The 21,172-nt window shown below is 73.2% G+C and carries 16 protein-coding genes; 7 read left to right on the top strand and 9 right to left on the bottom strand.

The genetic code is table 11. The features are described 5' to 3' along the window. Positions 1-52: 52 nt before the first annotated feature. A complete protein-coding gene (locus HNR70_RS08615) occupies positions 53-667 on the top strand; it encodes a M48 metallopeptidase family protein (protein WP_184325288.1) in 615 nt (204 codons plus the stop codon). Positions 668-862: 195 nt separating this feature from the next. Here HNR70_RS08615 and HNR70_RS08610 read toward each other — a convergent pair whose 3' ends face one another. Both HNR70_RS08610 and HNR70_RS08605 read right to left on the bottom strand, forming a co-directional pair. Further along, a complete protein-coding gene (locus tag HNR70_RS08610; protein WP_246375185.1) occupies positions 863-1,444 on the bottom strand; it encodes an NUDIX hydrolase in 582 nt (193 codons plus the stop codon). Between the two features lie 118 nt (positions 1,445-1,562). After that, positions 1,563-3,173 (bottom strand): zinc-dependent metalloprotease, encoded by a 1,611-nt coding sequence (locus tag HNR70_RS08605; RefSeq protein WP_246375184.1) that lies wholly within the window; start codon positions 3,171-3,173, stop codon positions 1,563-1,565. Between the two features lie 262 nt (positions 3,174-3,435). On the opposite strand from HNR70_RS08605, the gene HNR70_RS08600 reads away from it, so the two are divergent. The 3 genes from HNR70_RS08600 (at position 3,436) to ettA (ending at position 7,134) form a co-directional block, all read left to right on the top strand. Continuing rightward, entirely contained in the window at positions 3,436-4,569 is a 1,134-nt protein-coding gene (locus HNR70_RS08600; RefSeq protein ID WP_312857618.1) for a YlbL family protein, read from the top strand. After that, entirely contained in the window at positions 4,566-5,258 is a 693-nt protein-coding gene (locus tag HNR70_RS08595; RefSeq protein WP_184325285.1) for an HAD family hydrolase, read from the top strand. Before HNR70_RS08600 ends, HNR70_RS08595 begins: the two co-directional genes overlap by 4 nt. A 193-nt stretch (positions 5,259-5,451) precedes the next feature. Next, positions 5,452-7,134, top strand: coding sequence for an energy-dependent translational throttle protein EttA (ettA, locus tag HNR70_RS08590; RefSeq protein WP_184325284.1), 1,683 nt, complete (start codon positions 5,452-5,454; stop codon positions 7,132-7,134). A 90-nt stretch (positions 7,135-7,224) separates the two neighbouring features. On the opposite strand, the gene HNR70_RS08585 is transcribed toward ettA, so the two are convergent. Continuing rightward, positions 7,225-8,865, bottom strand: a complete 1,641-nt coding sequence (locus HNR70_RS08585; RefSeq protein WP_246375183.1) for an RNA polymerase sigma factor — start codon at positions 8,863-8,865, stop codon at positions 7,225-7,227. A 356-nt stretch (positions 8,866-9,221) separates the two neighbouring features. Between HNR70_RS08585 and glgP the strand changes: the two genes are divergently transcribed. Continuing rightward, a complete protein-coding gene (glgP, locus tag HNR70_RS08580; RefSeq protein ID WP_184325283.1) occupies positions 9,222-11,786 on the top strand; it encodes an alpha-glucan family phosphorylase in 2,565 nt (854 codons plus the stop codon). A 114-nt stretch (positions 11,787-11,900) separates the two neighbouring features. Then, a complete protein-coding gene (locus HNR70_RS08575) occupies positions 11,901-13,214 on the top strand; it encodes an ABC transporter substrate-binding protein (protein ID WP_312857617.1) in 1,314 nt (437 codons plus the stop codon). Between the two features lie 28 nt (positions 13,215-13,242). Here the strand turns inward: HNR70_RS08575 and HNR70_RS08570 are convergent, their stop codons facing one another. Further along, on the bottom strand, positions 13,243-14,190 hold the full coding sequence (locus HNR70_RS08570) for an acyl-CoA thioesterase (RefSeq protein WP_184325281.1): 948 nt from the start codon (positions 14,188-14,190) through the stop codon (positions 13,243-13,245). Positions 14,191-14,242: 52 nt separating this feature from the next. Between HNR70_RS08570 and HNR70_RS08565 the strand changes: the two genes are divergently transcribed. Next, the gene (locus tag HNR70_RS08565) at positions 14,243-14,764 is read left to right on the top strand and encodes an acyl-CoA thioesterase (protein ID WP_184325280.1); all 522 of its coding nucleotides are present in this window, start codon (positions 14,243-14,245) and stop codon (positions 14,762-14,764) included. Positions 14,765-14,814: 50 nt separating this feature from the next. On the opposite strand, the gene HNR70_RS08560 is transcribed toward HNR70_RS08565, so the two are convergent. The 5 genes from HNR70_RS08560 to HNR70_RS08540 form a co-directional block, all read right to left on the bottom strand. Then, positions 14,815-15,330 (bottom strand): globin, encoded by a 516-nt coding sequence (locus HNR70_RS08560; RefSeq protein ID WP_184325279.1) that lies wholly within the window; start codon positions 15,328-15,330, stop codon positions 14,815-14,817. A 42-nt stretch (positions 15,331-15,372) separates the two neighbouring features. Beyond that, a complete protein-coding gene (locus HNR70_RS08555; RefSeq protein ID WP_184325278.1) occupies positions 15,373-16,344 on the bottom strand; it encodes a mechanosensitive ion channel family protein in 972 nt (323 codons plus the stop codon). A gap of 98 nt (positions 16,345-16,442) precedes the next feature. Further along, a complete protein-coding gene (gene pepN / locus HNR70_RS08550; protein ID WP_184325277.1) occupies positions 16,443-18,992 on the bottom strand; it encodes an aminopeptidase N in 2,550 nt (849 codons plus the stop codon). Between the two features lie 35 nt (positions 18,993-19,027). Further along, entirely contained in the window at positions 19,028-19,681 is a 654-nt protein-coding gene (locus HNR70_RS08545) for a ribonuclease FAU-1 family protein (RefSeq protein WP_184325276.1), read from the bottom strand. Between the two features lie 185 nt (positions 19,682-19,866). Further along, positions 19,867-21,168 (bottom strand): serine/threonine-protein kinase, encoded by a 1,302-nt coding sequence (locus HNR70_RS08540; protein ID WP_184325275.1) that lies wholly within the window; start codon positions 21,166-21,168, stop codon positions 19,867-19,869. Positions 21,169-21,172: the final 4 nt, after the last annotated feature.

Below are 21,172 nucleotides of genomic sequence, written 5' to 3'. Positions count from 1 at the left end.
GCACAGATGTGGACGAACTTTTTTGGTCATGGAACCGTGCCAGGCTTCCCCCATGAGTGATCTCGTCCTCCATCAGACGCTGTCGGGGCCCCGCGGGGAGCGTGTGCTGGTGCGCCGCAGCAGCCGCCGTCGCCGCACCGTCTCGATCACGCGGCGCGAGGGCGACCTCGTCGTGGCGATCCCCGCGAGCTTCAGCGCCAAGGAGGAGCGGGAGTGGGCGCGGAAGATGGTCGACCAGCTGGTCGCCAAGGAGTCCCGGCAACGGCCCACCCGCCGCAGCGACTCGCAGCTGATGGCCCTCGCCCGCGAGGTGAGCGAGGCGTACCTGGGTGGCAGAGCCCACCCCAGCTCGGTGACCTGGTCCACACGGCAGAACCACCGCTGGGGCTCCTGCACCCCGGTGGACGGCACGATCCGCCTGTCCCATCAGCTGCAGGGCATGCCCGACTACGTGGTCCGGGCCGTGATGATGCACGAGCTGATCCACCTGCTCGTGCCCGGGCACGGCCGCGAGTTCAAGGCCCTGATGGCGAACTACCCGCAGGCGGAGAAGGCCAAGGGATTCCTCGACGGCGTCTCCTGGGCGAAGGACATGCCGCTCGGCGACGAGGACGACATCGACGAGCCCGGCGACGATGAGGACGAGGGGAGCAGCGGCGAAGGCTGAGCCCCGCAGGGGTCGGTGCGACGCCGGGTCGGTACGCCGCCCGACGTCGGCCTCGCGAGCGGGGCGGCCGTGCATTCACTGGCGCTGGAGAGCAGTCCTCGTTCGCATTCGACGAGCTCTGCGCCAAGGCGCCAGTGATCGCCATAGCGCCAGTAAATGCAGCGCCGTCCGACCTCGGCCTCCGTGGGCCGCGCGTCAGCCGGCGTGGGCCGCGTAGTACCCGGCCAGGGCGTCGAGGGTCGCCGGCAGATCCGGGACGGTCCCCTCCGGCAGGCCGCCGCGACCGGTGCGCCCACCGGCCCCGCCGGTCGACCCTGCCGTCCGCGCCGGCCACGGGAACCACGTGACGTCCCCGGACTCCTCGCTCGCCCGCAGCGGCGTCTCCGCCGCAGGCCCTGGAGCGCGCAGCAGGAACTGCACGTCCCAGTGCTCGTGGCAGCGGCCGAAGGCGGAGTCGAGCGCGTGACGGTTCAGCATCGCGGGGCCCGGGCCGATACGCTCCAGGTCGCTCAGCCCGATCTCCTCGGCGACCTCGCGCCGCGCGCCCTGCTCGAAACTGGTCTCCCCGGCCTCGAGGTGCCCGCCGGGCTGCACCCAGAACCGGCCCTTCAGATGCCAGACGAGCGCGACGTGGTCGCCGGGAGCATCGACGACGATCGCACTCGCGGTGAGGTGACGCGGACCGCCCTCGCGCAGCATCGTTGCGGGGGAGCCGCCGAGCAGCTCGCGGTACTCGGCCGCGAGGCCGGGACCGGAAGCGGCATCATCGGCGAGCATCAGCTCAGCCCACGCGCCAGGGGACACCCCAGCGGGAACCCCGTGCACCCCAGCGGGAACCCCGTGCACCCCGGCGGGAGCCCCGTCCTCGCCCGGGGTCTCGCTGCCGGGACGCGGCTCAGCGCCCATCGCCCGCCGGAGCGTCTCCCTCGTCATCCGCACCGTCAGCGCCGTCGGAACCCTCGGCTCCGTCGGACCCACCGGAGCCGTCGGCCTCGCCAGCCCCAGCCTCCGGCCCGCCCGCACCCCGCGGCCCGCCCTGCTGGTCCTCGCGCGGGGCCGTGTCCTGGCCCTCGCCGGAGAGCAGCTTCTCGAGCTCGGCGTCGAAGTCGTCGGGCAGGGTGACGTCCGCGAGCTCCTCGGGGACCTCGGCGGTCTCCGAGGGGCGCGGCGCCTGCGGGGTGCCGGAGAGCACCTCGGCGGTGGGCAGCAGGTCGGGGTGCTCCCACTTCGCCTCGCGCCCGGACTCGCCCTCGGTGTCCAGCACGCTCTCCCACCAGGACAGCGCCTCGCGCACCCGGCGGGGGCGCAGCTCGATGCCGATGGTGCGCGAGAGCATCTGCTCGGCCGGGCTGCCGGCGGCGCGGCGCCGACGCAGCACCTCGCGCAGCGCCTCGAGGTCGGGCAGCTTGCCGGTGAGGGCCTTGGTGGTGACGTGGTCGACCCACGCCTCCACGAGCGCGAGGGTCGTGGCGAGTTCCTCGAGGGCCCGCTCCTGCGAGGCGCGGCGGGTGAAGACGAACATCTCCTCCGGCCTGCGCGCCTGCATCGAGGCAGGGTCAGAGAGGTCCAGGCCCCGCACCATCTCGTCCAGCGCGTCGAGGTCCAGGGTGATGCCGCGGGCGTAGTCCTCGATCGCGGAGAACAGGGCGCGGCCCAGCCACGGCGCGGCCTGGAACAGGGCGGTGTGCGCGATCTCGCGGGCGGCGAGGAAGATCCGCGCCGCGCCCGGGTCCAGGGAGTGGGCGGAGATGAGGTCCTCGACGTTCGCGGCGACGAGCGCCGGCTCCCCGTCCCGGCCCAGCGGCAGCGACAGGTCCGTGGTGCCGGAGATCTCGCGGGCCAGCGAGCCGATGGCGTGGCCGAACTGGACGCCGAACATGGTCCCGCCGATCCGCTCCATCATCCCCGCGGGGTCCCCGCCGCCGGGCAGCTGCATCCCGGCCGCGCCGAGATCGCCCATCTGGCCCAGCTGCGCGGAGATCGCCTCGCCGATCGCGCCGGCCATGTACTTGGCGACCGGCTCGACGATCGGCTTCCAGCGGGGCAGGGTGCGGGCGAGCCACGTGCCACGGCTGTACACGCCGAGCTCGGTGGAGGGCACGTCGATGGCGAGCACCGGGTCCAGCCACAGTCGGGCCACCTGGGCGGCCTGGCGCAGCTGCTGGGTCTGCTCCGCGGTCGGGGAGGGGTCGCCCGGGGTACCGGGCGCGGGCTCGGCACCGGGGATGGTCAGCTCGCCGGCGGCGGTGCGGCGGGCGAGGTCCTCGGCCATCTGCCAGTTCACGGGGTTGTCGCCCTGCGCGGCGAAGAGGTGCTGCATCTGCGCGGCCGCGGCCCGCAGCTGCGCGGGGTCCTGGGGGAGGTTCGCCTGCTGGGCGAGGGCCGAGAGGTCCAGCCCGTCCAGCGCACCGTCGGGGAGCGCGTCCCCGAAGGTCTCCTTCAGGAAGCGCTTCAGCGCCTCCTCGTCCATGTCACCGGGTCCACCCGGGATCGGGGCATCGCTCATGGCCACCTCCAGCAGTCCGTGGGGTGCCCAGCGTACCGAGGGACCCTGCGCCCCGCCCGGGGGCGCGGCCCGGTTTCGCCCCTGGCGGAGAAGCGTGTCGGCCGACGGGCCGCGCGAGCGTCGGCCGACGGGCCCGCCCGGCCGCCCGCTCGTCGGCCGACGGGCCACGCCCGGCCGCCCGCTCGTCGGCCGACGGGCCACGCCCGGCCGCCCGCCCGTCGGCCGACGGGGGTGCCCAGCCGCCGTGGGGCACAATGTCCGGGTGACCGACCAGCCCACCCCGCCCACCCGCACCCGCGGGGTGCGCCCCCTGCTCTCCAAGGCCGTGGACGATGCGCAGTTCGCCCGTCCCCGCCTGGCACTGGTGTCGCTGGGGCTGCTGTGCGTGCTGATCCTCGGCGGGGCGCTCATGCCCGTGCCCTATGTCATCGAGCGGCCCGGCCCCGCGATCGACGTGCTCGGCGAGTACCAGGACGAGAAGATCCTGGTGATCGAGGGGGCGGAGACGTACCCCACCGAGGGCGAGCTGATGATGACGACCGTCTCCGTGGACGGCGGCCCCGGCTACCGCGTCACCCCCGTCGAGGTGATCGCCGCCTGGTTCGACCGCACCAAGCAGGTCCTGCCCCGCGAGGCCGTGTTCCCGGAGGGGCAGACCCGCGAGCAGACCACCCTGAACAACACCGCCGCCATGAGCACCTCCCAGCAGGGCGCCGTCGCCGTGGCGCTGGAGGAGCTGGGCATCGAGTACCGCGATGTCGTCATGGTCGCGGGCGTCCAGGAGGACGGGGCCGCGGCCGACACCCTCGAGGGCGGGGACGTGCTCGTCGCCGTCGACGGGCGGACCGCAGCTGATGTTGAGGGCTTCCGATCCCTGATCGCCGCTGTCCCCGCGGGGGAGGACGTGCCGCTGACCATCCGCCGCGGCGGCGAGGAGATGGACCTCCAGGTCCCGACCGCCGACGTCGACGGCACCGCCCGGATGGGCGTGATCCTCTCGGCCGGCTACGAGTTCCCCATGGACGTGCACCTCGCCGTCGGCGACATCGGCGGCCCGAGCGCGGGGATGATGTTCTCCCTGTCCGTCTACGACGAGCTCACCCCCGGCGCCCTCACCGGCGGCCACGCCATCGCCGGGACCGGCACCATCTCCGAGGACGGGACCGTCGGCGCGATCGGCGGGATCCGCCAGAAGATGGTCGGCGCCGCCGACACCGACGCCGAGTTCTTCCTCGCCCCGTCCGCGAACTGCCAGGACGTGGTCGGCTACGAGCCCGACGACCTCCAGGTCGTCGCCGTGTCCACCTTCGACGAGGCCCTGACCGCCACCGAGACCATCGCCGAGACCGGCAGCGCCGAGGGCCTGCCCACCTGTGAGGACGTGACCGCGAAGTGAGCAAGCGCAACCGCCGCCGCACCCCGCCGAAGCCCACCGTCGTGTTCGACTTCGGGGGCGTGCTCAGCGCCGGGCACGACCCCGTCCCGGACCTGCACGAGCTGCTCGGCGGCGACGCCGAGACCCTCGCCTCCGCCCTGTGGGCCGAGCGCGGGGAGTACGACCGCGGCGCTCGCACGGCCGAGGACTACTGGGGCGCGGTCGCCGCCGCCGTCGGCGTCGAGTCGCTCTCGGCCGACGAGATCACGGAGCTGCAGGACACCGACAACCGCTACTTCCTGCGCCTGGATCCCGAGGCCCGGTCCCTCATCCACGACCTCGCCCGCAACGGGGTGCGCCTGGCGCTGCTGTCCAACGCCTCGGAGGCCTTCGGCGAGGCGGTGCGCCGCGCCGACTGGTTCGAGGCCTTCACCCTCGCGGTGATCTCCGCCGAGGAGCGGGCGATGAAGCCGGACCGCGAGATCTACGAGGTCCTGCTGGACGTGCTCGCCCACGAGACCGGTGGGGTGTCGATCCCGTCGGCCGTGATCTTCTTCGACGACCGCGAGGAGAACGTCGAGGCCGCGCGCGCCCTCGGCATCGACGCGCACCTGTGGCCCCGCAACGGCGATGCACACCCCGAGGGGACCGAGCACGGCACCGTGATGGCGCGCCGCGTCCTGGCCGACCGCGGCGTCCCGCTGGACTGAGGGCCCCGCACCCCGCCGCTCCGGCCCCGCAGCACCCCGCCCGGACGTGCCCCGCGTCATCCCGCGCGCCTGCGCACGACAGGTTCGCGGGGGATGCGGGTAGAGTCGGTCACCGTGGCGTCCCCCGTGCGGCACCGCTCCGGCGCGCCGGTGGGACCACGCCCCTCGAACCCTCTCCGACAAGGACAGTGACTTGGCAGAGTTCATCTACACGATGTACAAGGCCCGCAAGGCCGTGGGCGACAAGGTCATCCTCGATGACGTCTCCATGAGCTTCTACCCGGGCGCGAAGATCGGCATGGTCGGCCCCAACGGCGCCGGCAAGTCCACCATCCTCAAGATCATGGCGGGACTGGACCAGCCCTCCAACGGCGAGGCGCGCCTCAGCCCCGGCTACAGCGTGGGCATCCTGCTGCAGGAGCCGCCGCTGGACGAGTCCAAGACCGTCCTGGAGAACGTCCAGGAGGGCATGGGCGACCTGTACCGCAAGGTGCAGCGCTTCAACCAGATCGGCGAGGAGATGGCGGAGCCCGACGCGGACTTCGACGCCCTCATGGCCGAGATGGGCACCCTGCAGACCGAGATCGACAACGCCAACGGTTGGGACCTCGACTCCCAGCTCGAGCAGGCGATGGACGCGCTGCGCTGCCCGCCCGGCGACGAGCCGGTCACCCACCTCTCCGGTGGTGAGAAGCGCCGCGTGGCGCTGTGCAAGCTGCTGCTGGAGAAGCCCGACCTGCTGCTGCTGGACGAGCCCACCAACCACCTCGACGCCGAGAGCGTGCTCTGGCTCGAGCAGCACCTCCAGCAGTACGAGGGTGCCGTCATCGCCGTCACCCACGACCGCTACTTCCTGGACCACGTGGCCCAGTGGATCGCCGAGGTCGACCGCGGCCACCTCTACCCCTACGAGGGCAACTACTCCACCTACCTGGAGAAGAAGGAGGAGCGCCTGCAGGTCCAGGGCAAGAAGGACCAGAAGCTCGCCAAGCGCCTCAAGGAGGAGCTGGAGTGGGTCCGCTCCAACGCCAAGGGCCGTCAGGCGAAGTCCAAGGCGCGTCTGGCCCGCTACGAGGAGATGGCGGCGGAGGCCGAGAAGACCCGCAAGCTGGACTTCGAGGAGATCACCATCCCGCCGGGGCCGCGCCTGGGCAACCAGGTCATCGACGGCAAGGACCTGAAGAAGGGCTTCGGGGAGCGCATCCTCATCGACGGGCTCTCCTTCTCCCTGCCGCCCAACGGCATCGTGGGCGTCATCGGCCCCAACGGCGTCGGCAAGACCACCCTGTTCAAGACCATCGTGGGCCTGGAGCCGCTGGACGGCGGCGAGCTGAAGGTCGGCCAGAGCGTCAAGATCAGCTACGTCGACCAGAACCGCGAGAACATCGACCCGGAGAAGAACCTCTGGGAGGTCGTCTCCGACGGGCTGGACTACATCCAGGTCGGCAAGGTCGAGATCCCCTCGCGCGCCTACGTCAGCCAGTTCGGCTTCAAGGGCCCGGACCAGCAGAAGAAGGCCGGCGTCCTCTCCGGCGGTGAGCGCAACCGCCTGAACCTCGCGCTCACCCTCAAGCAGGGCGGCAACGTGCTGCTGCTGGACGAGCCCACCAACGACCTCGACGTGCAGACCCTGGGCTCCCTGGAGAACGCGCTGCTGGAGTTCCCCGGCTGCGCCGTGGTCGTCTCCCACGACCGCTGGTTCCTGGACCGCGTGGCCACCCACATCCTGGCCTACGAGGGCACCGAGGAGAACCCCTCGAACTGGTACTGGTTCGAGGGCAACTTCGAGTCCTACCAGGCCAACAAGGTCGATCGCCTCGGCGAGGAGGCCGCGCGCCCGCACCGCGTGACCTACCGTCGCCTCACCCGCGACTGATCCCGCCGCCGCCCCGCGGCCGCAGGCACGGAGGGCCGGTCACCATCTGGTGACCGGCCCTCCGGCGTCTCCTTGGTGGTGCGGGGCCGCTCAGCCCTCCTCGGCCGACGGGGCGAGGCTCGCCACCACCCGCGGGGACGGGGAGCCGGAGCCCGAACCGGGCGCCATCTCCCACGTGACCTGCAACCGCTCCGCGGTGCGGTCCGTGCTGAAGCGCACCGTGCCGTCGTCCTCGAGGTCGAGCACGCCGAGGCTGCGCCACTGCCCGTCGCTCTCGCCCCACAGCTCGAGCACCTCGCCCTCGCGCGGGGCGACCCCGTCGGCCCGCACCGCGAGCCCGCCGGGGGTGAGGACGGCCTGCCACAGGCCGTTGTCGCTGGCGCCGTGCACGAGCGCGGCGTCCTCGACCATGGTGAGGTCCGCCCAGGTCGCGGCGAAGTCCTCGGCCTCGCCGAGGCGCGAGCGGGCATCCAGCAGCAGTCCGCCGAGCACGAGCGCGGTGAGCGCCAGCAGCACGGCGAGGGAGCGGGAGAGCCACGGGACGCCCCGGCCGCCGCGCGCGGCGAGACGCTGCTGCCGGGCCAGGCGCCGCGCCTGGCGCCTTCCGCTCCGGGTGCGCAGCAGCTCGTCGCCCGGGCGGAACGCGAAGGTGGGGGTGGCGGAGGGGTCCCCGCCGGCGGCCGCGAGGGGCATCCCGGTGGGGGCGGCGGGGTCGGCCGGCGGTGCGGAGGCGTGCAGGGTCCCGGCCAGGGCCGGTGGGCCCACCTGGCGGCGCTGGCGGTCGGTGCCGAGCACGGGGGTCGCGTAGTCCCCGGCATACGCCGTCTCGCGGGGGCGGGACGCGGGCGGCTGCGGGGCGAAGCCCTCGAGCACCGTGAGGTGCAGGTCCCGCGAGGGGGCGAGGGCGGTGAGGCGGGTCAGCCGGGCCGCCGCCTCGATCGCGTGGCGGTGGATGCCCGCCGTGTCCGGGGCGCGTGTGAGCTCGGCGAGCCGTCGGCGCTCGCCGGGATCGGCGAGGGCCAGCGCGTCCAGGGAGGCGAGGGCTCGGATCTCGGGCTCCTCGCTGCCGCGGAGGGGCACCAGGGCGTCCAGGAACTGTGCGAGCGCCAGTGCGGCCTGCTGCCGGTCGAGGCCGGCATAGGGGAGGCGCCCCTGCGCGGCGGCCTCGACCATCGCCCGTCTCCCCGGGGGCAGGGCGAGCAGCACCCGCAGCATCTCCACCTCGCGCCGGTCGCGGGTGCGGTCCTCGAGGCTGCCGGGGGAGAGGCGGTCGGGGGAGAGGAGGGAGCGGACGACGCCGCTCGGACGGGTGGCGACCGCGGCCCGCCGGGCCCGGTCCAGCACGGCGGCCTCCCCGGGCAGGCCGCTCGCGGCGAGCTCGGCCGCCTCGCGCAGGCAGCTGCGCAGCACCTCCACGGTGAGGCGCTCGGCGCGGGCCCCGGAGCCCGTCACGTGCAGTGCCAGGCCGTGGATCCGCGGGCCGAGCACCTCCACCAGGGCCCGGGCCGCGCGCTGGTCCCCGGCCGAGGCGCGGCGCAGCAGGGTCCGCACCGGGTCCAGCCGCTCGCCGAGGTCGATCGTGTCCTCCAGCACCGCGGCCCAGTCCTCCGCGCCCCCTCCGGCGGCGACCCCGTCGGCCGCGATCCCGCTGGCTGCGCCCCCGTCGGCCGTGATCGGACCGGCCGCCCCCGCGACCGGTCCGTCGACCCTCGCGTCCGCGCTGCTCCCCATCGGGCCTCCGTGCCGTCTCCGCGCGCCCGTCGCTCCCCGCGCGCCTGTCCTGATCCGTCCCCTGGGCGGTCCCGCCCCGGACCGTGTCCGAATCGTTTCCGAAGGGTGCCCCGGGCACCGCCCCCGCGGTGCCCGCCCATTGTGGCAGGCAGGAGCGCCCTCGCGCGCGGCGGCGGGCCGCCGCGGCGATAGAAAGTTCTTGCAAGATCCGGGACCTTCGGCCTCTCAATGGCCGGCGTGTGAACCTGAGGTGGCCTGTTCGTGCTGGTGAGCGCAATTCTGGTCGGGAAACTTTCCCGCCGGACATCACGCAAGACGGGTGCAAGACAGCGCGCGGCGTCGGGTACCGTGGAGCCATGAAGCCGATCTCCACGATCCAGGTCTCCTCGGCCCTCCCGGAGGCCCTCGCCCCCCTGCGCGATCTCGCGCTGAACCTGCGCTGGTCCTGGCGTCGTCAGACCGCCGACCTGTTCCGCTTCCTCGACCCGGAGGCGTACATCGCCAGCGGCGAGAACCCCTTCGCGATGCTCTCCAAGGTGCCCGCCGGGCGCTTGGCCGAGGCCGCGCGGGACGAGTCCTTCCTCGCCCGGATGCGCTCCGAGGTCGGCGACCTCGCCACCTACCTCGGCTCCGGCCGCTGGTTCCAGCGCACCGTCCCCGGCGCGCAGGGCACCGGTCAGGGCTCCTCGATCGCGTACTTCTCCATGGAGTTCGGCATCACCCCCACCCTCCCGATCTACTCCGGCGGCCTCGGCATCCTCGCCGGCGACCACCTGAAGTCCGCCTCGGACCTCGGTGTGCCGCTGACCGCGATCGGCCTGCTCTACCAGTGGGGCTACTTCTCCCAGTCCCTGGACCGCAGCGGCTGGCAGCAGGAGGAGTATCGCCATAACGACCCGGCCGACCTCCCCGTCTCCCCTGTCCTCGCCGCCGACGGCACCCAGCTGACCGTGTCGGTCACCCTGCCCGGCGCCCGCGAGGTCGCGATCGCGGTGTGGAAGGCGCAGGTGGGCCGCATCCCGCTGCTGCTCCTGGACACCAACGTGGAGGGCAACGACGAGGACGCCCGCCAGATCACCGACCGCCTCTACGGCGGCGACCACGAGCACCGCATCGTCCAGGAGATCGTGCTGGGCATCGGCGGCGTCCGCGCCGTCGAGGCGTACGCGGAGGTCACCGGCTCCCCGGCCCCGTCCGTGTTCCACCTCAACGAGGGCCACGCTGGCTTCTCGGGCCTGGAGCGCGTGGGCAGCCTGATCCAGAAGGGCGCCGGCTTCTCCGAGGCCGTCGCCGAGGTGCGCGCCGGCACCGTGTTCACCACCCACACCCCGGTCCCCGCCGGTATCGACCGCTTCGACGCCTCCCAGCTGCGCAGCTACCTCGACGCCGACGAGTCCGGGCTCTCCCGCCTGATCCCCTCGCTGCCCGTCGAGGCCGCCCTCGCGCTCGGCATCGAGGAGGGCGGGGACATCTTCAACATGGCCCAGCTCGGCTTCCGCATCGCCCAGCGCTCCAACGGCGTGGCGAAGCTCCACGGCGCCGTGTCGCGGACGATGTTCCAGGACCTGTACCCGGGCTTCGACGTGCCCGAGGTGCCGATCGGCTCGGTCACCAACGGCGTGCACCGCCGCACCTGGACCTCCGCGCACATGGACGACCTGTACAAGAAGTCGCTCGGCGACGTGGACATCTCCTCGCTCTCGGACTGGAGCGAGCTGTCCACCCTCACCGACCACGAGCTGACCACCACCCGCGACGCCCTGCGCGCGGAACTCGTGGCCATGGCCCGCAAGCACGTGAAGCATTCCTGGCAGCGCCGCGGCGCGGACGAGGCGGAGCTGGCCTGGACCGACCACATCCTGGACCCGGGTGTGCTCACCATCGGCTTCGCCCGCCGCGTCTCCACCTACAAGCGCCTGACCCTCATGCTCAGCGACCCGGAGCGCCTCAAGCGCATCCTGCTCAGCGAGGACCGTCCGGTGCAGATCGTGGTGGCCGGCAAGTCCCACCCGGCCGACCGCCCCGGCAAGGAGTTCCTCCAGCAGCTGGTGCAGTTCGCCGACGACCACGGTGTGCGCCACCGCATCGTGTTCCTCCCGGACTACGACATCCGCATGGCCTCGGTGCTGATCGCCGGCTCCGACGTGTGGCTGAACAACCCCATCCGCCCCGAGGAGGCCTCCGGCACCTCCGGCATGAAGGCCGTCCTCAACGGCGGGCTCACCTTCTCCATCTCCGACGGCTGGTGGGACGAGATGAAGGACGACGACGCCGGGTGGACCATCCCCACCGCCGAGGTCGCCGACCAGGCCGAGCGCAACCGCATCGAGGCCGACGCCCTGTACGAGATCCTCGAGCACGAGATCGCGCCGCTGTTCTACGAGCGCGACGCGCGCGGGATGCAGCGCGGCTGGATGACCAAGGTCCGCGCCTCGCTGGTCAAGGTGGCTCCGCAGATCACCGCCGCCCGCATGGTCCGCGACTACGTCACCGACCTGTACCTGCCCGCCGCGAACGCCGCCTCCGCCTTCACCGCGGATCCGGCGCTGGCCGGGGAGTTCACCGAGTGGAAGGCCGGGGTGCAGAAGGCCTGGTCGGGCGTCGCGGTGCGCGAGGTGACCCTCGAGGGCGCCGAGGGCTCGCAGGTCTCCACCGGCGCGGAGGTCACCCTGGTGGCCGACGTCGAGCTCGGCGGCCTGCGCGACGACGACGTGCTCATCGAGGCGGTCCTGGGTACCGTGGGAGAGGGCGAGGAGATCCTCGATCCGCAGCTGATCCCGCTGCGGCGCGCGGAGGACAGCCGCTGGGCCGCCCGCTTCGCCCTCGCCGCTCCCGGCGAGGTGGGCTACACCGTGCGGGTCACCCCGCAGCACCCGGTGCTGGCCTCCCGCGCCGAGCTCGGGCTGGTCACCACCGCCTGAGCCACACCGCTCCGCGGCGCGGCGGGTCGCTTCCTGCGACCCGCCGCGTCCGTCATGTCGGATGCTTGTCACCGACAGCTCTCCCACCCGTCGCCCGATCGAAAGGCCCGCCCCGTGCCGACCCGCCGCCAGCTCCTGCTCACCGCCGCTGCGACAGGACTGGCCGGGACCCTCGCGGGCTGCTCCCGCACGGCGGAGCCCGAGCTCGACGAGGGCGATGCGCTGCGGATGCGGGTGTGGAGCGAGGCGGCGTCGGCCGCGTACGAGGACTCCTTGGCCGCGTTCACCGAGCAGACCGGCATCGAGGTCGAGCTCGAGGTGCTCGCCTGGGACGACTACTGGTCGCAGCTGCCGCTGGACGTCGCCGGCGGCAAGCTCCCCGACGTGCTGTGGATGAACACCGCCAACCTCGCCCAGGCCATCGCCTCGGGCGATCTGCTGGAGATCGGTGCGGCCACCGACGCGGACCCCTCCACCTGGGAGGCGCTCGCCACCGACCTGTACCGCACTGATGACGGACTGTGGGGCGTGCCCCAGTACTGGGAGCAGAGCCTGCTGGTCGCGAACACGGCGCTGGTCACCGCCGCGGGCGGCGACGCCTCGGCGCTCGAGTTCTCGCCGGGCGCCGACACCGACTCCCTGCGCGATCTCGCCCGGGCGCTCACGGCCGACGGGGAGGGACGCCACCCCGGCGAGGAGAGCTTCGACGCCGCGACCCGTGCGACCTTCGGGTTCAGCGCCCACCTGGACCGCAGCGGCGTGCTCGGCCCGTTCCTCGCTGCGAATGGTGCGCAGTGGCAGGACGAGGACGGGACCATGGACTTCGCGACGGCAGAGGGGACCGCGGCCGTCCAGTACCTCGTCGACCTCACCACCGCCCAGCTCGCCCCTGCCGGCGCCGAGACCACTGCGGACGCGTCGCTGTGCCGCGACCTGTTCATCGGCGGGCAGCTGGGCCTGCTGCAGACCGGCAGCTACGACCTGCACGCCCTGTCCGAGGGGATCGCCGGCTCCTTCGCCTGGACCCTGCACCCCGTGGTCGCGGGTCCCCAGGGGGAGCGTCCCCTCGTCCACGCCGTCGCCGCGGTGGGCGTGGATCCCGACGACGACGAGCGCGCTGCCGCGATCGCCGCCCTTCTGGAGTGGCTCGGCAGCGCGGACGGGCAGCGACCGCTGGCCGAGAACCGGCTCGGCATCCCCGCCCACCGCGACCTGCGCGGGGCGTGGGAGGAGAGCTGGGCGGCCGACGGCGTGGACGTGTCCGTGCTCGAGGTGCCCTCCGACGTCGCCGTGCCCGAGCACGGGGAGCGCTCCGCGATCGGCACCGGCGAGGCGCTCTCCGTCCTCGCCGAGGCGTTCCGCGGCGACACCGACGTCGCCGAGGCCATGCCCCGCGCGCAGGAGGCCGCCCGCGAGGCGATGGGCTGAGGCCCGCCGGGAGGCGCCGGCCGAGGGCTCAGCCCCGGGGCTTCACCCGGATCATGCCCTCCTGGGTCACCGTCGCGACGAGGTCCCCGGCCCGGTCGAAGACCTGCCCGTGGGTCAGGCCCCGACCGCCGGAGGCCGACGGGGAGCGCTGCACGTACAGCAGCCAGTCGTTCGCGTCCACGTGCTTGTGCCACCAGATCGCGTGGTCGATCGTGGCCATCCGCAGCCCGGGCGTCATCCAGCTCAGCCCCTGACGGCGCAGGATCGGCTCGAACGGCGTGTAGTCGCTGGCGAAGGCGAGGATCGCGTCGTGCAGCAGCGGCTCCGCCTTCACGGGGGAGAGGGTGCGCATCCACACCATCTGCGTCTCGGTCGCCCCGCCGTTCGCATCCGGACGCAGGTAGATCGGGTCGGTGACGTGGCGGATGTCGATGGGGCGCTGGGTGGACCAGTAGTGCGCGACGGGGTGGTCGATCCCGGCGAGCACGTCGGCCGTGGTGGGCAGCTCCTCGGGGTCCGGGGCCTCGGGCGCCCGCTCCTGGTGCTCGAGCCCGTCCTGCACCTCCTGGAAGGACGCGGTCATCGCGAGGATCGTGCGGAGCTCCCCTGCCCCCTCCCCGTCGGCCGCATCGGCGGGCTGGGTGGCGAGCACCCGCCGCACCGAGAAGGAGCCGCCGTCGCGCAGCGCGTCGACCTGGAAGGTGATCGGGTGCGCGGGATCGCCGGGGGCGAGGAAGTAGGAGTACATCGAGTGGATGCGCCGCCCCTCGGGGGCGGTGCGGCCCACGGCGGTGACCGCCTGGCCCATCACCTGGCCGCCGAAGACGTGCCCGCCCGGCTGCGGGGAGGAGTCGCCCTCGAAGACGGCGACGGTGGCGGGCGTGGCGAGCGGCCCCGGGGTCTGGACGGGCCGCAGATCCAGCAGGTCGACGAGGCCCGCGGCGATCTGGGCGGGGTCGGTGCTCGAGGGAGTCATGGGAGGGATCGTACTGGTCAGGCGCGTCGGCAGGAGAACTACCATGAGGGCCATGCAGTACGAGATCACCACCGAGGCCACCCCCGAGCAGCCCGCACCGCTGGACGTTCCCGTCCCCGTGCGCTGGACGGACCTCGACGCCTACGGCCACGTCAACAACGCCGCCATGGTGCGCCTGCTCGAGGAGGCGCGCATCGCAGCGTTCTGGCAGCCGCCCGCTGAGCAGATCGCCCTCGGCGCCCAGCCGCCGCCCGCCGCGCTGCCGATCAGCGGCGCGGGCGCGGAGCTCTCCACCGTCATCGCCTCGCAGCGCGTCGAGTACGTGCGCCAGCTGGACCACCGCCGCGACGGCGTGGTGGTGCGGCTGTGGCTCTCCCGTATCGGCGGGGCGAGCCTCACGGCGGACTACCTGGTCCTCACCCGCGATGACCCCGAGGGCGCCGCGCCCTACGCCCGCGCCCGCACCGTCATGGTGCTGGTGGACGCAGAGACCGGCAGCCCCGTCCGCTTCGACGCGGAGGTCCGCGCCTCGCTGCGCGCCTTCACGGGCGAGCCGCTGGTGTTCCGGGACTGAGCCGTTCCGGGAACAGGGGTCTCTCCCGCTTCGCGAACCTCCCGCCCCCGTCAGCTGAGCCGGTCCGGGACCGCCTGTCCGGCCGCGGGGGCATCGCCGCCGTCGTAGGTGTTCACCATCGAGTGCGCGGCCCGCTCGAGGTAGTCCCACAGGGTCTGCTCGTGCAGGGGTGCGAGATCCAGGGCGTCCACCGCGTCGCGCATGTGGCGCAGCCACGCGTCCCGCGCCGAGGGGGAGACGGGGAAGGGGGCGTGGCGGATGCGCAGGCGCGGGTGACCGCGCTCGGCGCCGTAGGTCTTCGGCCCGCCCCAGTACTGCTCGAGGAAGGTGCGCAGGCGGTGCTTCGCGCCGGTGAGGTCCTCCTCGGGGTACATCGGCCGCAGCAGCGGGTCCTCGGCGACGCCCTCGTAGAACCGGTCCACGAGCGCCTCGAAGGTCGCGGCGCCACCCACGGCCTCGTAGAAGCTCTGCGGCGCAGGATCGGCGGGGGATGCGGGGCCGACGGGCGCGGCCGGGCCGACGGGCGCGGCCGGGCCGACGGGGGCTGCGGGATCGGGGCTGGTCATGCGGTCACGCTCCAGGGGGTAGAGGGAATCACTGCGGTGTCGTCACTTCGCGGTCTCGACGAAGCGGGGCATGGCGAAGGCGATGTCGGCCGCGGCGAAGCCGGCGCGGATCCGGGCCCTCAGCTCGCGCTCCACGCCCCACTGCTGGCCGGGGACGGTCTGGATGACGACGCGGCGCTGGTAGCGGGTGCCGTCCACGTCGAGGATGCCGGTGATGTCGGCGGGGGAGAGGATCGGCTCCTGCCAGGCCTCGTCGGCCGCGAGCTCGGCGGTGACCTGCTCGAGCACATGGGTGACCTTCTCGTCGTCGGCGCCGGCGTCGATGTCGAGGGTGACCACGGCGTTGGAGAAGCCGCGGGCGTAGTTGCCCACCCGGATGATCTCGCCGTTGCGCACGGTCCACAGCACGCCGTCGGTGCCCCGCACCTGGGTGGCGCGCAGGTTGATCGACTCGACGGTGCCCTCGGCGTACTCGATGTCCACCCAGTCGCCGACCGCGATGATGTCCTCGAAGAGCATCACGATCCCGGCGACGACGTCCTTGATGATGGTCTGCGCGCCGATGCCGGCGGCCAGGCCCACCACGCCGAGGCTCGCGATCACCGGGGCGATGTTCACGCCGATCTCGGACAGGATCATCATCAGCGCGATCGCCCAGATCACGGCGCGGGAGAGGTTGCGGGCCACGTTGGAGAGGGTCTCGGCGCGCTGCTCGCGGCGGGCCTGCGCGGCCTTCTGGGAGCGGGGGTCGCGCTTGATGACGGACCCGGCCACGTGCGAGAGGCGCGAGCCCGAGGAGACCATCGTGCGGAAGAAGCGGCGCAGCAGCCACGCGGCGACGACGCTGAGGACGGTGGCCACCACGAGGATCACCACGATCTTCACGCCGCTGGCGGCCAGCCAGTGCACCGCCTGGTCCGCGAGGGTCAGCGCGTCGTCGGTGGTGGGGCCCGACAGCAGGGTGCCGAGGTCCAGGGGGTCCAGGGAGTCGGGGTCCAGGGAATCGTCCGGCATGCTCCCGACGATAGCCCGCGCCGCCGCACCCGTCAGGGGTGCGGCGGCGCGAGGATCATCACCGTTCGAGCGGGAGCTCACCCCCCGCTCACGTCAGCTCACTCGACGTCCGCGGCGCGGACCCGCTCCTGGCGGGCGACGGTGTCGCGGCCCTCGATGACGATGCGGCGCAGCCCGAAGGGGGCCTCCTCCGCGTCGGCGAGCCACTGGTCGGCCGCGTCCAGCACGCCCTGGCCGCCGTAGGAGTGGGGGAAGTATCCGGCGACGAGGCGGGTGGCGATCTCGTTGGAGCGCTCCGCCCAGATCTTCGAGATCGCCGCGAAGTACTTCGGGCGGTACTCGGCGATGAGGGACTCGTCGGTCACGCGGCGGAAGCCCTGGATCACGGCCGTGATCGACTCGTTGGCCAGGGTGTCCTTCTCGACGGTGCGCCGCCAGGCCTTGGCCTTGGCGACGTCGGAGGGCAGCGCCGCGCGGGCGGTGAGGGCGTGCTTGCGGCCGGACTGGGTGTCGTCCGCGGCGAGCTGCTCGTCGATGCCGGCTGCGTCGATCCCGCCGAGCACGGCCAGGGAGATCACGAGCTTCCAGCGCAGGTCGGTGTCGATCGTGCGTCCCGGCAGGGTGGTCGAGCCGCCGAGCAGGCCCTCGAGGGTGTGGCGGTGCTCGGGGGTGCGGGCCAGGCGCGCGAAGGTCTCCAGCAGCTGCAGCTGGGTGTCGGAGCCGGCCTCGGCCTCGGTGGCGAGCTGCCAGACCGCGTCGGCCGCCTGCTCGGTGCGGGACGCGCGCTGGTCCACGGCGGCGTAGGGGCCGGACACGGACTCCAGGCGCTGCAGGAGCGTGCGGATCACGGAGGAGGAGTCCTCGCCGGTGAGGTTCGCCAGCAGCAGCTGCTGGAGGCGGCGGCTGGGCAGCTCGCCGTCGCGGACCATGTCCCAGGTGGCGGACCACAGCAGGGTGCGGGCCAGGGAGTCGTCCAGGTCGCGCAGGTGCTCCATCGCGACGGCCAGGGACTCGGCATCCAGGCGCACCTTGGCGTAGGCGAGGTCGCCGTCGTTCAGCAGCCACAGGTCCGCGCGACGCCCGGCGAGCTCGGGCACCTCGGTGAGCTCCCCGTCCACGTCCAGCTCGATGCTCTCGGTGCGCACCAGGCGACCGTCCTGGAGGGAGAAGCCGCCGACCTGCAGGCGGTGCGGGCGCAGCACGGGATGCTCTGCGGGTGCGGTCTGGGCGATCGCGAAGCGGGTCACGGTCCCCTCGCCGTCGCGCTCGATGACGGGGGAGAGGGTGTTCACGCCTGCGCGCTGCAGCCACAGCTCGGCCCAGGTGGTGAGGTCGCGGCCGGAGGTGGCCTCGAGCTCGACGAGCAGGTCCTTCAGCTCGGTGTTGCCCCAGGCGTGCTTGGCGAAGTAGGCGCGCACGCCGGCGAAGAACTCGTCCCGGCCCACGTACGCGACGAGCTGGCGCAGCACGGAGGCGCCCTTGGCGTAGGTGATGCCGTCGAAGTTCGTCTCGACCGCCTCGAAGTCGACCATGTCGGCGACGATCGGGTGGGTGGAGGGCAGCTGGTCCTGCTGGTAGGCCCAGCTCTTCTCCGACAGGGCGAAGGTGGTCCACGAGTCGGTCCAGCGAGTGACCTCGGCGCTGGCGAGGGTGGAGGCGTACTCGGCGAAGGACTCGTTCAGCCACAGGTCGTCCCACCAGCGCATGGTCACCAGGTCGCCGAACCACATGTGGGCCAGCTCGTGGAGGATGGTGAGGTCGCGGCGCTCGCGCACGGCGTCGGCGACGTCGGAGCGGAACACGTAGGACTCCACGTAGGTGACCGCGCCGGGGTTCTCCATCGCGCCCATGTTGTACTCCGGCACGAACACCTGGTCGTACTTGCGGAACGGGAAGTCCTGGTCGAAGGCCTCCTCGTAGAAGTCGATGCCGGCCTTGGTCACGTCGATGACGTTGTGGGCGTCGACGTGCTCGGCGAGGGAGGCGCGGGCGAAGACGCCCATGGGGATGGTGCGGCCGTCGCGGGTGGTGACCTCGCCGGTGCCGCCCTGGTAGTTGCCCGCGATGAGGGCGACGAGGTAGGTGGAGATCCGCTCGGTGGCGTCGAAGGCCCAGGTGGCGGTGCCCTCGCCGGCGGGGGTCGGCTCCGGGGTGGGGGAGTTGGAGATGACGCGCCAGTGGTCGGGGGCGGTGACGGTGAGGGTGAAGGCGGCCTTGAGGTCGGGCTGCTCGAAGCAGGCGAACATGCGCCGCGCGTCGGAGACCTCGAACTGGGTGTAGAGGTACACCTCCTCGTCCACCGGGTCCACGAAGCGGTGCAGGCCCTCGCCGGTGTTCATGTAGCGGCCGGTGGCGAGCACGCGCAGGGTGTTCTCGCCCTCGGCGAGTGCGGGCAGCTGCACGCGGGCGCCGTCGAAGCGGGAGGCTGGGTCCTCGACGAGCTCGCCGTTGAGCTCGATCTCGTGGACCTCCTCCGCGATCAGGTCGAGGAAGGTCTCCCGCGCGGCGGAGGCCGTGACCACGATGGTGGTCTCGGTGCGGAAGGTCTTCGTGTCGGTGGTGAGGTCCAGACGGATGTCGTAGGACGCGGTGTCGAGGAAGGAGGCCCGGCGGCGGGCCTCGTCCCGGGTGAGGTTCTCTGAGGACATGGGCCCCATCCTGCCACTCGGTCAGCGCACTCGGTTCAGCGACGGGTCAGGTCCAGGTCCCAGGTGTAGTGCTCGGGCAGGGCGGGCAGCGCCCAGCTGGGGTCCGGGAAGAAGTATTCGTACCCGGCGGAGAACGGGTAGGACCACTCGGCGATGTGCCGTTCGGCGTCCTGACCGGCGGCGCGGATCCCGGCGATCTCCTCGGCGGAGAAGTAGCCGGTGCGCTCGGCGCCCTCGAGCTCGTCCTCGTCCTTGTAGTGCCAGTCGCGGCGCGGCAGCACCACGAGGTCCAGGACCAGGTCGCGGGTGCGCACGCCCTCCTCGGTGCGCTCGTAGGGCGTCTCGAGGTTGACGTAGTAGCAGCCCAGCGAGCCGTCGTCCTTGTAGAACAGCCAGATCGAGTAGGGCTTGTCCGGCAGACCGATCATGAGGATGCCGTTGCCGGTCCACAGCTGCTTGGACTGGACGCGGGGGGCGGTGAACATGCCCTCGTCGCCGGCGCGGCGCAGGGCCGCCCCGGACTCCAGGACGGGCAGGAGCACCTCGGTGCCGGGCGCGATCCAGACCACCACGCCGCGGTCGTCGTCCAGCACGACGGTGCCGGGGCGGACGGTGCGGGTGGGGTGCTGAGGGGTGTAGTAGGTCCAGGTCACCTGGTCGCCGGGCGACCAGCGCGGGGTGGAAGACATGGTGGGGTCCCGGCCGGATCGGCCTCCGCGGACGCCCCGTACCGACCGGCCATCGGGCCGGGGCTGCACTGCCCGTGGAGGGGTAGGCGTATGGGACGACCCTACCCCTTCACCGGCCGACGGGGCGCGGGGGCGCGCCGTCGGGGCTGGTCCGGGGACGGGTGGGACGAGGGGGACGAGCGGGGTCAGGTGAGCGCCGCGACGACCAGCACCCCCGCGCCGACGAGCGCCGCCAGTGCGAGCACGAGCAGCACGACGCCCGCCGCAGTGCGCCCCCGCTCGCGGGAGGCCGGGGGCTGCTGGAAGTGGGAGGGCTGTGGTTCGTAGGACGGTTGCGACGCCGGGGGCGACGCCACCGCCGCATCCAGCGTCGCCGTGCGCACGAACCGCTCGGTGTCCGCGGTGTCCGGCACGTCCTGCTCCGCGGGCGGGCTCAGCACCGCCGGCGGAGACGGCGCTCGAGGCGGCGCTGCGGCGGGCGACGGTGCCGGCGCGGCCGACGGCGCTCCCGCCGCGGATCCCGCCGAGCGCGCCATCAGCTGCTCGTGCAGTCCCGGCGCGACCCCGGCGAGCCGGCCGGGACCGTCCAGCGGGACCTCGGGGCGTCCGTCGGCGGACCCGATACGGTCGCGGATCTCGACCGGCGCACCGGCCGCGGTGCGGGACCAGTGCGAGGGCGGTGCGGTCATGACCGCCAGCGCCTCCCGGGCCTCCGCGGCAGAGGGCCGCCGGTCCGGGTCCTTGGCGAGCAGGGCGTGCAGCAGGCGGCCGAGCACCGGCGCGGCCGGGTCGGCGCTGCCTGCGAGCGCGCTGTCGATCCGGGCGGGGAGGGCGGAGGGGTCCGGGCGCTCGCGCGGAGGGCGCGGGTCCAGGGCCTCCACGGCGCAGGCCCCGGCGGCCCACACGTCCTGCGCGGCGGAGGTGCCGGCACCCTCGAGCGCCTCGGGCGCCATGAACCCGGGCGTGCCGTGCACGAACCCGGTCTCGGTCAGGCGCACGTCGCTCTCGTGCAGGGCGATGCCGAAGTCGGCCAGCAGCAGGTGCGGGGCCGCGGACCCGGTCGCGTCCAGCAGCAGGTTCGCGGGCTTCACGTCCCGGTGCACCCAGCGCTGCGCGTGCATCGCGGCGAGCGCATCGAGCAGCTGGCGCAGCAGATGGGCGACGAGCGAGGGGGACAGGGCGCCGTGATCGGCCAGTGCGCTCGCCAGCGTCCCCCCGTGCACGAGCGGCATGACCAGCACGATCGTGTCGTCCTCGGCCACCCACGTGTACGGCGGCAGCAGATTCGGGTGCGCGCCGAGCCCCTGGGCCCCGCCCACGGCCTGCTCGCGCACGAAGCGCAGCACCTCGGCCCCGTCCCGCTGTCGCATGACCTTCGCGGCGCACACCGCGCCGTAGCGGCGGTCCACGGCGCGCCACAGCGACCCCGAGGCGCCACGGGCGAGGGGCTCGAGCAGCTCGATGCGACCGGCGATGACATCGGACATGATG

This window comes from Brachybacterium aquaticum, assembly GCF_014204755.1.
Taxonomy (GTDB): domain Bacteria; phylum Actinomycetota; class Actinomycetes; order Actinomycetales; family Dermabacteraceae; genus Brachybacterium; species Brachybacterium aquaticum.
This window is presented reverse-complemented; position numbering and strand designations above follow the sequence as displayed.

What these genes read in the sequence shown, in the direction of transcription:
- HNR70_RS08545 (WP_184325276.1), bottom strand. Translation starts at nt 19,681, where the DNA reads ATGTCTTCCACCCCGCGCTGGTCGCCCGGCGACCAGGTGACCTGGACC.
- HNR70_RS08560 (WP_184325279.1), bottom strand. Translation starts at nt 15,330, where the DNA reads ATGACCAGCCCCGATCCCGCAGCCCCCGTCGGCCCGGCCGCGCCCGTC.
- glgP (WP_184325283.1), top strand. Translation starts at nt 9,222, where the DNA reads ATGAAGCCGATCTCCACGATCCAGGTCTCCTCGGCCCTCCCGGAGGCC.
- HNR70_RS08555 (WP_184325278.1), bottom strand. Translation starts at nt 16,344, where the DNA reads ATGCCGGACGATTCCCTGGACCCCGACTCCCTGGACCCCCTGGACCTC.
- pepN (WP_184325277.1), bottom strand. Translation starts at nt 18,992, where the DNA reads ATGTCCTCAGAGAACCTCACCCGGGACGAGGCCCGCCGCCGGGCCTCC.
- HNR70_RS08540 (WP_184325275.1), bottom strand. Translation starts at nt 21,168, where the DNA reads ATGTCCGATGTCATCGCCGGTCGCATCGAGCTGCTCGAGCCCCTCGCC.
- HNR70_RS08610 (WP_246375185.1), bottom strand. Translation starts at nt 1,444, where the DNA reads ATGCTCGCCGATGATGCCGCTTCCGGTCCCGGCCTCGCGGCCGAGTAC.
- HNR70_RS08565 (WP_184325280.1), top strand. Translation starts at nt 14,243, where the DNA reads ATGCAGTACGAGATCACCACCGAGGCCACCCCCGAGCAGCCCGCACCG.
- HNR70_RS08570 (WP_184325281.1), bottom strand. Translation starts at nt 14,190, where the DNA reads ATGACTCCCTCGAGCACCGACCCCGCCCAGATCGCCGCGGGCCTCGTC.
- HNR70_RS08615 (WP_184325288.1), top strand. Translation starts at nt 53, where the DNA reads ATGAGTGATCTCGTCCTCCATCAGACGCTGTCGGGGCCCCGCGGGGAG.
- HNR70_RS08585 (WP_246375183.1), bottom strand. Translation starts at nt 8,865, where the DNA reads ATGGGGAGCAGCGCGGACGCGAGGGTCGACGGACCGGTCGCGGGGGCG.
- HNR70_RS08605 (WP_246375184.1), bottom strand. Translation starts at nt 3,173, where the DNA reads ATGAGCGATGCCCCGATCCCGGGTGGACCCGGTGACATGGACGAGGAG.